General features: G+C 44.2%; 7 protein-coding genes. 2 read left to right on the top strand and 5 right to left on the bottom strand.

Annotated elements, in window-relative coordinates; genetic code table 11:
- Positions 1-8: 8 nt before the first annotated feature.
- The 5 genes from DB520_RS19055 to DB520_RS19075 form a co-directional block, all read right to left on the bottom strand.
- Complete coding sequence (locus DB520_RS19055; RefSeq protein ID WP_114751363.1) at positions 9-1,997, bottom strand: lipocalin-like domain-containing protein; 1,989 nt, start codon at positions 1,995-1,997, stop codon at positions 9-11.
- Between the two features lie 193 nt (positions 1,998-2,190).
- The gene (locus tag DB520_RS19060) at positions 2,191-3,114 is read right to left on the bottom strand and encodes a PorP/SprF family type IX secretion system membrane protein (protein ID WP_232835061.1); all 924 of its coding nucleotides are present in this window, start codon (positions 3,112-3,114) and stop codon (positions 2,191-2,193) included.
- 6 nt (positions 3,115-3,120) lie between these two features.
- Positions 3,121-6,084 (bottom strand): FISUMP domain-containing protein, encoded by a 2,964-nt coding sequence (locus tag DB520_RS19065; protein ID WP_198675391.1) that lies wholly within the window; start codon positions 6,082-6,084, stop codon positions 3,121-3,123.
- A gap of 348 nt (positions 6,085-6,432) precedes the next feature.
- Positions 6,433-8,655 (bottom strand): MGH1-like glycoside hydrolase domain-containing protein, encoded by a 2,223-nt coding sequence (locus DB520_RS19070; protein ID WP_114751366.1) that lies wholly within the window; start codon positions 8,653-8,655, stop codon positions 6,433-6,435.
- A gap of 189 nt (positions 8,656-8,844) precedes the next feature.
- Positions 8,845-10,119 carry a serine hydrolase domain-containing protein gene (locus DB520_RS19075; protein WP_114751367.1) on the bottom strand — a complete coding sequence of 425 codons (1,275 nt, stop codon included), beginning with the start codon at positions 10,117-10,119 and terminating at the stop codon, positions 8,845-8,847.
- A gap of 392 nt (positions 10,120-10,511) precedes the next feature.
- Between DB520_RS19075 and DB520_RS27080 the strand changes: the two genes are divergently transcribed.
- Complete coding sequence (locus DB520_RS27080) at positions 10,512-10,721, top strand: DUF5683 domain-containing protein (RefSeq protein ID WP_114751368.1); 210 nt, start codon at positions 10,512-10,514, stop codon at positions 10,719-10,721.
- 67 nt (positions 10,722-10,788) lie between these two features.
- Positions 10,789-11,822 (top strand): hypothetical protein (locus DB520_RS19085; RefSeq protein ID WP_114751369.1); only part of this gene is annotated, 1,034 nt, incomplete at its 3' end.

The following is an 11,822-nucleotide window of genomic DNA, read 5'->3' on the forward strand; positions in this document are numbered from 1 at the left end:
AATAAAGTTTATTTTTTCCTTTTAAAATACCATTCATCTTCTTTAATAACAGATATTTGTTCACCTTCATGGTCTAAGTTTGCAGTCTTTTTAACATACCAAATCATTTCATTCTCAGTCAACTTTGTTATTTTAAAAGTATTTTCATCGCCAGCATTGTCCCCGGACAAAACCTTGAAATAAATATCATCAGTCATCCTAATGTATTGACCAAACCCTGTGTCATTCCAATTCCCCTCTTCATAAGTGCCGGTCACATCAAATTCAAATGTATTATCTGCTAAAAAGGTCATGTGAGAATTGATGAAGTATTCTGTATCGACATAGGAATACACACTTGATCTTTCATTGGTTGATTGGGATATCAAAAACCATTTTCCTAAAAACAAATCACCTTTAGCTTTAATAGTATATTCTTCACTTAAAACCAACCCATTATTCTCATCAAATAAAACAGTCTCAAAAACTATATCTACTGTATTCTCTTGATCAACATGGAATTCAGTTGATGCAATACCTTCTTCATCCGTTATCACCTTCAGTTGCTTGAAAGTACCTTTTCCATTTTTTAAAGCAAATTCCACATCTGCATTCCTAACAGGTGAACCGCTTGCAGTCAAAATTTTGATTTTTATAGCGAGGTCACTTCCTGGCTCCGCATTTAATTCCTCCAACCCAACTCCCTCAATCACCACTTCTTCCGGCAGTATTCTGGCCGCAATTTTCTCTCGGTGCTCAATTGGCCCGTCCGTGATCACCAAGTCAAAGTCGAATTCCTGAGCGGAAAGGCTTTCGGACTTGAAGGCCAACGAAAGCTTGCCCTCTGCCAACGTGTTCTCACCCAAAATGACCTTCTCATTGCTGATGTTCTCTACGGTGACGGAACCGGACTGCAGGGGCAAAACCTGAATAGTGCCATTCTTCTGTAGGACCGGATCCGCACTGATCGGGATGTTTTTTGAATTCACGCCGAAAAATGCGCGGACGCTGTTTAGCTGCTGTTTTAAGCTTTTCAGTATTGACTCGAAATCAATGATGGATTCCGCAATGCTTTTCACAAACGCCACCGGGTGGGAGGTGTCTTCCCTATCCAGGGACCTGTAATTTACATGTAATACCAATTCCTGCTGTTGGTTACTCTCAAATTCCAATAATTTATCTTCCAACAACCTTTGGTTGAAATTGTAGGATTCCAGGTGCCTAAAAATCGGGCAGTCGTGTATGTCGCGCACGGTTTCCAAAACCCGTTTGGCACCTTGCAAAAAAGTCACTCCGCCGGCTATACCCACTACCAGGCCCAAACCCGGCATCGCCACGTTTAACAACTGTCCTGAGCCCACCATTTTACCACCCACCAACATCAAGGCGAGGTTTTTCATATAAATCGGGGCGTACCTGTCGAAACAATCGTAACTCATCAATCGGGAGGACACGTGTTGTTCTTCCACCATCAGGTTTGTTTTGAGCAAGAGTGCCAATTGATCTTTTTCCTCCTGGACAAGGCTGGAAAGTGCCTCTTCATAGGAGCCAATCCAGCCGCCCAATGCTTCAGTGACTTCCTTTATTCTTGCATCTTCGCTCTCGGTACCCATCGATTCTCTAGCCTCCGTCAGTATTGCTTGCAAATACGCATTGCCATCAGGCACATCAACTTTTTGCAATACGGTAAAGTCCACTTGCTTTTCCCGGTTGTTAAGGGAAACCTTCAGCGTTTGCTTTTCTCCAACCGCCGTGGCAGGAACCACAAACAGCAACTGGTTTCCCCCCTCTTTTATAAGATCAATCTCGATAGTGCCAAAAGTGCCTTTATAGTGGTCCTCCAAGTTGGAAATGCCGCTTACCTCGATAGACACCAGCTGCATGGGCCTCACCCCATCTTGAGAGGCATTCAGTGAATAATCGGGGTCGGGGCGCCAGTCCTCCTGTTCATCGGTACAAGCGCATGCTATCAGGGCAAAAATTATTGCACCGAAAAGTTTTAGAAAAGATATGTTCATAGTAAAACAAATTAATTAAACAATTATTTGAAAATAGATAGGGGTAGACGTTGTTTCGCCTGCAGAAAAAACCGTAAAATTAATCCGGAAGAATTCTACTTAAAGCCAACATCTAACGTCGGTTTCACAACTAAACCCCTATCACAAAAGTAATCCGCCGGAGAAATGCGGTCAATCCCCCTAATGGGGGATTTTAATAGTAAAAACAGGGCATGTTGGAGGCTTTCTTGAAACGCTCCAACTGATAACTGACAAACACGGTGTGGGTGCCTTTGGAATACCTCCCCAGCGCGTGCGTAGGCAGATCATAGGCATATCCCCATTTGAAGTTTTCGGCAAAAACCGTCCCTGCCATAATTCCCACACTGGATTTGTACTCGTAATTGGCCCCAAGGAAAAAGTCGCCGTCAACATCGAAGCTCATCGAGAGCAGGCCGCTTCGGGGGGCACCGTTCACCGTCCTGACCAGCAGGTTCGGCATGAATGTGACATTGTAGGAAACCGGGATAAGCATCCCCGTCATCAAATAATAACTGGCCTCTCCGGGTCTGAGGCCCACTTCAAAGGCACTGTGCCTTTGGGTGACTGCTATCCCTGGAGTAGATATCCCAATGTAAAAGTCATCACTGAAAAGGTAAAACCCCAACCCCAAATTAGGGCGGACCACATTGATGTTGTCGGCTACTAGGATGTCCTCGTCCGGGTCCTGAATGTTCAACCTGCTGTAATCCATTCTGTATTGATTGGCACCTGCCTTCATCCCAAAGGAAAACTGGAGACGCTCACTTATCCTCAAGTAATAGGCAAAGTTGGCATTGACCGAACTTTCCCCCATCATGCCGAAACTGTCATTTAAAAGGTCTAACCCTAAACCCACCCCGTCCTCTTCCCATAGTCCATGGGCGGAAAAGTACTGTGTATTGGGTGCACCCTCGAAGCCAACAAACTGGCTGCTGTGAATCCCGATAAGGCTTAACCCACCCCCCGCCCCCGCGAAGGCAGGATTGTAGACCATGGGATTGAACATATATACCGAAAGCTTGGGGTCGGCCTGACCATGCACCCTACCAATTAACAGCGCTGCGAGGGCTACGAACAACAAGGCCTTTAATTTCATATTCATCTACCGTTTAGTGTTGATCAGGTGCAGGTATCCACTCTTTTTTTCGGTCCTGCCGCTTGCAGGCACCTTATAGGTCAACACGTACAGGTAGTTGCCTGTTGGAAGCCCCCCGGCCGCATCCCTCACACCCGAGACATTGGGCTCCCCGTAAAAGAGATTTCCATCCAGCCCATAGGCGTCTTGGGCGTACACCAGCACCCCATACCGGTTAAATATTTCTAGCCTGTTTTCCGGGAAATGTCCGATGTCCTTAATGTTGAAATAGGCATTCTTGTAGTTGCCATCCAAGGTCACTAGGTTGTACACCTCCACTTCACATACCTGAATCGTTACTTCCACTGACGTTCTCGCCGGGCTTTCGCAGCCGGTTGCGTTGAGGTTCGAAGCAAAGTAGGAGACCCCGTTTTCCAACGGAACATCTTCCGATATAGGACTTCCACCTTTCTCAAATTGATACCACAAAAGCTGTTCGCCCACCGCAAACAAATCCTTTACCTTTGGCACTGATGAGGCACAGAAGATTTGCTGACTTTCGGCCACGGGTGACAAGGAAGGGACGAGTTCCACACGTACCTGTAACCTGTCACCTTCACAGCCTCCCACAGTCTGGCTCACAAAGTAGGACCGACCATGCTCCAATAGGGTGGTTGGGGAAATTGAATTTCCACCTGAGTCAACGTCATACCATGTCAACCCTGTACCCTCAACATTCAGCTCCCCAAGCAAAGCCCCTTCACAAACATACTGGGAACTTTCACCGATCGGGCTTTCAGGCCTGTAAATCTGTACATTTACTTCCAACCTATCCGCACTCTCACATCCCTGCACCATCTGTGTGGCGAAGTATGTCCTTCCATCTTCCAGCGCGATGTCACCGTTTATTGCCTGGGTCTCATTTTTGCTCAAATACCATTTGATATTTTCACCTGTGATAACTAAGTCTGAAAGATTGACGTTGCCGCAAAATTCCTGAGTGGTTTCCCCATTTGGTTTCCCTGGTGCATTGATGTTGACTTGGACCTCCAAAGGCAAACTTTCACATCTATCCACGGTTTGCGTCACAAAATAGGACAACCCATCTTCCAAGACCGTCTCTGTATCCAATTTCGCTGTCAGCGATTGGTCTTTGTACCATTTTATATTCTCGCCGACTGCCCCAAGGTCACTGATGAAAGCCTGATTGCAAAAAACCTGAACCGCATCGGCCTGGGGAAGAGGGATTTCCTTCAATTCAACTTTTATCTTTGTTTTGTCCCTGCTCTCACAGCCCTCGATGGTCTGGGAGACAAAATATTCTCTGTCAAACTCCAACAGGCTATCCGGATCCAGGGGATTGCTGCTGTCCACATTGTCATAGAATAGGACAGCTTCTCCGCTAACCTCAATATCACTCAGGATTGCTCCGAAACAGAAGCCTTGGAAGGCATCAGCCTGTGGAGCAGAAGTACTTTTCAGGACAACCCTTATTTCCAGGGCTTCGCTTTCACAGTCACCTACTTTTGATACTGCACGGTAAGTATTATCATGTTTCAACGGAGAAAAAGGTTGAAGCAATAAACCGTCTAAATCAAACCATTGAATATGATCGCCGTCTACATCCAACTCCCCGATAACAGCTTCATGACAGAATTCCTGAACTGCCGTTCCGGTAGGTACCGAAGATTGGATGATTCTTGCAGTCACCTCCAGCCTTTCACCCGATTCACATCCGCTTGTTCTTTGGGCCACAAAGTACCTCCTTCCATCCTCCAGAGCCGTATCCTCCGCCAATTCTTCATCGGAGTCTTCCGAATCAAACCAGACCAGATCTTCCCCGGTCACTTCAATATCTGAAATCCGCGCAGAGCCGCAGAAAAACTGTTCCACATCTCCCTGGGGAGCTGGCAAAACAGGCTGTTTGAAGGTAAAGGAATGGTATTCGACATTGCAGGTATTATGATTGCTTCGCTCTATACTAAAAATAGATTTATAGGTTTTTACGATATAAACTTGATCTAACTCCAATTTTTCTGATAAAGAGGTAATTTCATTAGTTATATCTTTCTTAAATAACTTCCAATCAGAAAACTCACCACCAAAATCATAATTAGTAGGTCTATTGAAGCAATTATAAGGACTTTGCCAAGGGGAATATGGTCCCAAACATTCAGGTCTGTCCACATTCTCTTGAACTATTAATCCTAATTCTAGTATTGTGGGTGCTTCACAAAGTTCAATGATAGTAGGTGATAAATTTTCGACATTGATTGGCGGATTTTCCTTTTTTATTCTAATACTTAGGCCTGTTTGAGGTGCTGTAGGAATATTTGTTGTAATAAAAGTCCTATGGCTGACTTGAACATAATTTGGCCAGGTAGGGTCATATCCATTACCAGTAGTTCTGGTCCAAAGTCCTGAAAATCCACCTAGACTTTCAAAATCCCAATTCGCAAACCTCACTGTTCTTCTCCATCCACCTGGCAAAATTCCTAATCCACTCTCATTATCTGGATATGTTTGTTCATGAAAATCCCAACCACTTAAACTTTTTATTTTTATTCCGGTAACCTCGTATCCGAAAAGTGATTCTAATTCAGAATAATCACAATAGCTGGGAACTTCCCATCCTTCGGGCACAAGTCCTCGAGGGTCAGTTATTGCATAAAAATTGTACAATAAGCCATATTTCTCTTCATTTGCCGGATCATTGTCATAATAACACCAAGCGCCTGTTGTCAAATAATCCCATGTATCTGAATCTTTAATTTCAGGAATGGGATCACCGTTTCTATAATGTTTTACACGCAAATTGCTCCGAATCCAACATTCTCCTCCTACAATGACCGTCTCGTAAATATTCCCATCAATATCCGTGATTGTACCACAGGATTGTTCCGGCATTACGTCAACATCGTTGGATAGGATGGCAAAGGTCATCGTAGGAACGAATAGGATTACCCCCAAAGTCAGCACAAAGCTAAGCATTGGTCTAGATCTTCTAAAAAAATTCAGAAAGCAGCTGGGGAAACTAGATCCGATAGAATTATTCATTTACTGTAAGCAAGATGACTTTTCTTGTGTGTTGAAAAATACAATAGAAAACCCAAAACTATCCGGAAACAACATTGCTGTCAATCCCCCTAATGGGGGATTTTATTGTCCTGTTGGCCATCAACCTATTTTACCTTTCTGGGAGTTAACCACTTTCCCACGCAAACTCAAAAAAATTAAATATATAACTGTGATTAATCTCAATAGTTGAATTTATGACTGCTCACCACAGCCAAAGTACCCCATCTTTTCCCCGAATTTAAATTAAAGAAATGCCAATAACTAGTCAATTCTAATTACCCTGACCCGGTCCAAAAAGGCCTGGTTAACCTCCCCGTTCATATTTTCGCAAAAAGGCGCTAGGGAAAGGGTGAATCGGTGTTTTCCCTTTTCCAAGTGAAGTTGGAGTGAATTGCTTTTCCCCCAATCCGTCCAATTTCCCGAGCCCCTTTGGGGAAACACAACTGTCCCCACGAAATCTTCTTCCTTATACAATGCCCGTATGGCACAACGGTTATCTGTATTGACCGGGCCATTGCCGTTGCTGTAGACAAGGTCCATAGCATAGAGGCCACTGACCGAAATTTCTACTGAAAAAGACAACGACGTGTTGACAGTTTTGCTGGTTTCTATATATCCTTCTCCATGATAACCAGCATTATCCGTCAATATCGGGCCGGCAAATTTTTCCAACTCCAACGAGATTACCCTTTCCGCTGCAAAAATGGAAATGGGTTCGCTGGCAAATGATTCGTCACCTCTATCATTGATGGCGACTACCTGGTACACCGCATTGTCTACCTTGGTTAATTCAAGTTGAGTTTGGTCAGTCTGAACGTGAACTTCCCCATTTCTTAGCACTTTATAACGTGCTGCATCATCCTGGTTTTTCCAAGTCAACAGGTTATCCTTAAAGGATATAACCGGACTAGCTGGGGCGAATCGTACCTGTTGTTTATTGACACCATTGCTTGGTCCAATGTCGTTTGACAAGGTGATTTTTACCTTATGTGGGCCTTCCAAGGTTAAGGGGATTTGGGGTATGTCCAAAGGTTGGCCATCCAGGGCTATGGATTGGATCTGGCTTCCAAATCCTTCTATTTCCAGGTCTAAGACTGCTTTTCTTATTTTCAGCCCTTGGAGCCGCTTTGTACCTGCATATTTCCGGGGAACAAAAGGACTAAAGGTCAAGCAGTCATTTTCAAAAGCCAAACCAAAAAACACCTTATAGACCATCCCCAGGTTTCCGGCTACACTCCACAACTGCCGGTTGGAGTTGATCTGGGTACCGGCATAATCCCCCGAGTGGGCGACAAAATTTTCCTTGTTAGTGAGGAAAAGTGCTGTTGCCCTGTAGATGGCATCCAGGCTTTCAGTGAGTGCTACCTCATTCCCTGCCTTTGCCGCAGCCAGGGACCAAAAGGCTTGTACAAAGGGCCATATCCCGTCATTATGATATGGGGGAATATGGGGTGTTTGGGGAAAAATACTGGGGATCCCAAAGGGGGTAACCGGGGTATGGGAAACGACTTCCTGTTGCTTGTTACCTTCCGCGATATCAAAAAGGACACAGAGGGCTTCCCCCAGGGCCTCTGCCCGTGGGGAAAGAATTTTGTGGTTTCTTCCATAAAGATATTGTCCGTAATAGCCATTGTCGGCAACCCAAAGGTGCTTGTTGATGCCTCCTTTAATCCTTTCCGCCAGATGCTTATGTTCTTTGGCAACTTCAATTTCCCCCAACTCATTAGCTATTGTAGCAAGGATACTATTGGCCTGATAATGGACTGCACAGGTTCCCAGGGTAAGGGATTCGTAGATATCAGCAGGTTGCATCCAATGGGGATAAGTTTGCTCCCTCCAATCCAAAAAGGAGGATTCCCCTTTCACCAAACCAGTAGTAGGGTCGTACACATTTTTCATATCATCCTGAAGGGATTGTTTGAGGATTGGGTAAATTTCGGCTAACCATTCTTGGTCCCCTGTCACCTGATAAACCTCATAGGCAGCCAATGCCCAGACTACCCTGTCGGAAGACACCGGATAAGCTCCCCCAGTGCCAGTATCCTGAACAATCCTTCCGGATTTCACCTTTCTTCGCAAGCTATTTTTGGAGATTTCAGGTTCGAGCAAGCCTAAACCCAATAAAATACTATAGCTCACGTCGCGTGTCCAAACCCCTTCCCATTTTTCTCCGGTACGGAAAGTTTGGTCAGCTTCAATATTCCATTTCACCTCCTCTAAGGAAAGGTTGTATAAAGCATCGACTAGGACCTGTTGGCTGTAGTAGGAGGGGTTATCAGAAATATCCGAGCTGAGTAACCATCTGTTTTCTGGAATTTGCTTTCCGATAAGCGGCTTTTCCCCGGGACTCTGGTAATGTGAGGAGATTTCAGTTCGGGAATGGGCTTGGGCAACATACCCCTCTTGCTCTACGCTATCGGGTTTGACCAGGAATGTATAAGGGGATTTATTCTTATTGAAACTGTTTTGAGGGCTTTCTTGCATAATACCAGTAATGATATAAGCTTTATCAAATGACTATTTGGATTAGCACTCGTCAAACAAAAACCAAGCCCTTTGCACAAAATGAAATACCATGTAGAAAACAGGAGTATGGCCATCCACTTTTAAGAGCTTATTAGCACTTTAAAAATCCCCATAGCCCGAAATGGAAGCTCTCCAAAGCTTGTAGTATTATAAAATGCCCAACAGCTCCCCCAGGAGTTTATTTTCAACTGCCCCATTCTTTTTCAAGGGATTCCATTCCTGGATCACCACTGCCACTATCTTTTTCTCAGGAATTAGGATGATATGTTGACCGCCTTTCCCCCTTGCTGCATACATTATGCTGTTATCAGGGGTTTTAAGTACCCACCAGCAAAAGCCATATCCTACTTCCTCATAACTGTCAAGAGCACGAAACACCTTACTTGTAGGGGTGTAATTTGTGAAAGTTTTGTTAACCCATGTCGAATCTAATAGCTGCTTACCTTCAACATTACCATAGTTTATGTAAAGCTGACCAAATCGCGCAAGGTCCCGGGCTGTGAAGTAGGATTCGTCACCTCCCACATAGTACCCCTCGATTTTTCGCCAAAATGCGTTTTTTATCCCTAAAGGCTGAAACAAATACTGCTCGGCAAATTCCTTTGTGGACTGTTTTGTGCTTTTAGTAACAATGGCCGAAAGGATATTTTGGGACCCTGTAAAATAGTTAAACTCAGTACCGGGCATTGCACTTAACAATTCTTTTGTAATACATTGGTCTACTGTCTGGAAGCCGTCTCCAGCTGCCCATCCCCCTCGCATGGACAGCAGGTGTTTTATGGTCAAAGCATTTTTAAAGTCCGCTGTGGAGGCATATTGGTGTTCTGGGAAAAACGGCAAAACTAAGTCGTCTTCGGAGGCTATGTGATGCTGTTCAATAGCCAGCCCCACAAGGGCAGAAGTTATACTTTTTGTGACAGAATGTACATTAAAGGCACTGTATTTTGTGGCATCCGAAAAATATTTTTCCACTATCAATTTGTCCTCTTTCACAATGAGCAGCCCACGAAGCCTGTCCCACTTGTCAAGTTTCTCAAAATAGCCCGATAAAGTTGAAGTGGTGTACCCCATATTTTCCGGTGATTCCATTTCCCATTGGTAAGGCTCAAAATCTACTTCTACAGATTGAGAATTGATAATTGGTGGTTTCAAACCGGTAGGATGCCATTTGAATGCGAGGTTTAAGAGGTGGATGCAGCCCGTAAGCAATAAGATGGAAACAAATCCAATTAAAAGCTTTTTCTTTTTGCCTTTCTTGGGTTTTTGAAGCAGCCAAATAAGCGTAATTAACAATAAAACAAATGACAGGAAATACTCTATTAAGTTTGGGTAAGGAAGGAAGTAATAGTTTGATTTTACATAGATCCCTAAACCGATAAAAAACATCGTAATTGTCCCAAAAAATAAGATTTGTTTTCCCATATGTTTATGTTTTTTTCAGTAATGATATCCTTCATCAATTATATCCACCCAAAAAAGGTTTTTTTAACTGGTGTTTGGCTTCAAAATTCTTCTAAATAATCGAAATAATCACCTTTTTAACTAAAATTAATAGTGCTCTCCAATTTTAATCTTGAATAGGATACCCTGGTCAGAAGGTTTTTTCAGGAAATTCATAGTAGATAAGCTATTCTGATACTTTCATGGGGGGTTGGTGTTTTATTCCAATGAAATCGTGCCTGTCCTGACGGCAGTAAGGGCATGACGAAAACGTTTTATGGAGGGATGAAGCTAATTGCTATCCGTTTGTCAATTGTGTTGCACATTTTCTTTTTGGGGAGTAACTTATGGCTAGAATTTAAACTAAAACCTTTATGAGCAACAAGGTCAAATGGGACCCGGGTACGGCCGCTTTTCTAAGTTTTATGATACCTGGTTGGGGTCAAATGTACAAAGGGCAGAAAATAACCGGGATCATCTGGTTGGTTGTTACCATTTCCGGTTACTTTTTCATGGTAATTCCAGGGCTCCTTATCCATGCCTTTTGCACCTTGGAAGCGGCATTTGGAAAATATGGAAAATAACATTCCATCTCGACTAAGGGTATATCGAAAGGAAGTTGTCATGGAGTAAACAATTCTATACGACTCAATGAAAAAGAAACTTACTTCCATTTATTTCCTTCTTGTTACATTGGTAGCAGCATTTCCATCCCATCTTAGGGCTCAGGAAATACAACCAGCCCATTTTGGATTGCTTTACCCGCTCAGTACCCAAGGGACATCCTCACCACAAAACACTAATTACTTCAGTCTGCATGCGCTTTCCGGCATTTCAGGGGGAGAAAGAGGTTTGGCTGTATATGGCCTGGCCGGCATTATCAGAGGGGATGCGGAAGGCCTTCAGGTGGCAGGCCTGGTTAATCTTACTGAAGGAAACCTTCAGGGTGCTCAGGTTGCCGGATTATTGAATATGGCAGGCACTTCTAGGCAAGGGATTCAGATTGCAGGATTAACCAACTTTAGCAAGGGAAATACACCTATTCAAATAGGGGGCTTGTTCAATAAAACAGATAAAGCCGATGCCCTGCAGGTTGCCGGACTAATAAATACTACTGGCCAATCAGAGGGTGTGCAGGTTGCTGGATTGGGAAATGTCACCCAGCGAATTTCCGGTGTGCAAGTAGCCGGATTGGTCAACGTTGCCGAGGAGGTAAACGGTTCTCAATTCAGTGGACTGGTCAACCGGGCCAAAGTGGTGAGAGGGGTGCAAATCGCTGGCCTCATCAATATCGCTGACAGCAGTGATTACCCCATTGCCCTTATTAACCTTATCCGATCCGGAGAAAAAAGGATAGGATTAAGTACCGATGAAAACCTATCTACCATAATGAGTTTCCGGTCAGGGGGAAGCAAGTTATACGGTCTTATCGGAGTGGGTACCAATCTGCAATACCCAGAGCTCGCCTATGGGTTTGAAGCCGGGCTTGGGCTCGTGCTCCATAGGCGGAATAGTTTCAGAATGGACCTGGAGGCATTTAATTTATTTATGACGGATTTCCACGGTAGTGAATACTCCAAATCAGGGCTTCGACTGCTTCCCGCTCTGCGATTGGGCCAAGGGATGCAGCTTTATGGAGGCCCAAGTTTGAATTTCATTCACAGAGAGGACCTCAACCGCTACGG

Origin of the sequence: Pleomorphovibrio marinus, assembly GCF_003347495.1 — a bacterium.
Classification (GTDB): Bacteria; Bacteroidota; Bacteroidia; order Cytophagales; family Cyclobacteriaceae; genus Pleomorphovibrio; species Pleomorphovibrio marinus.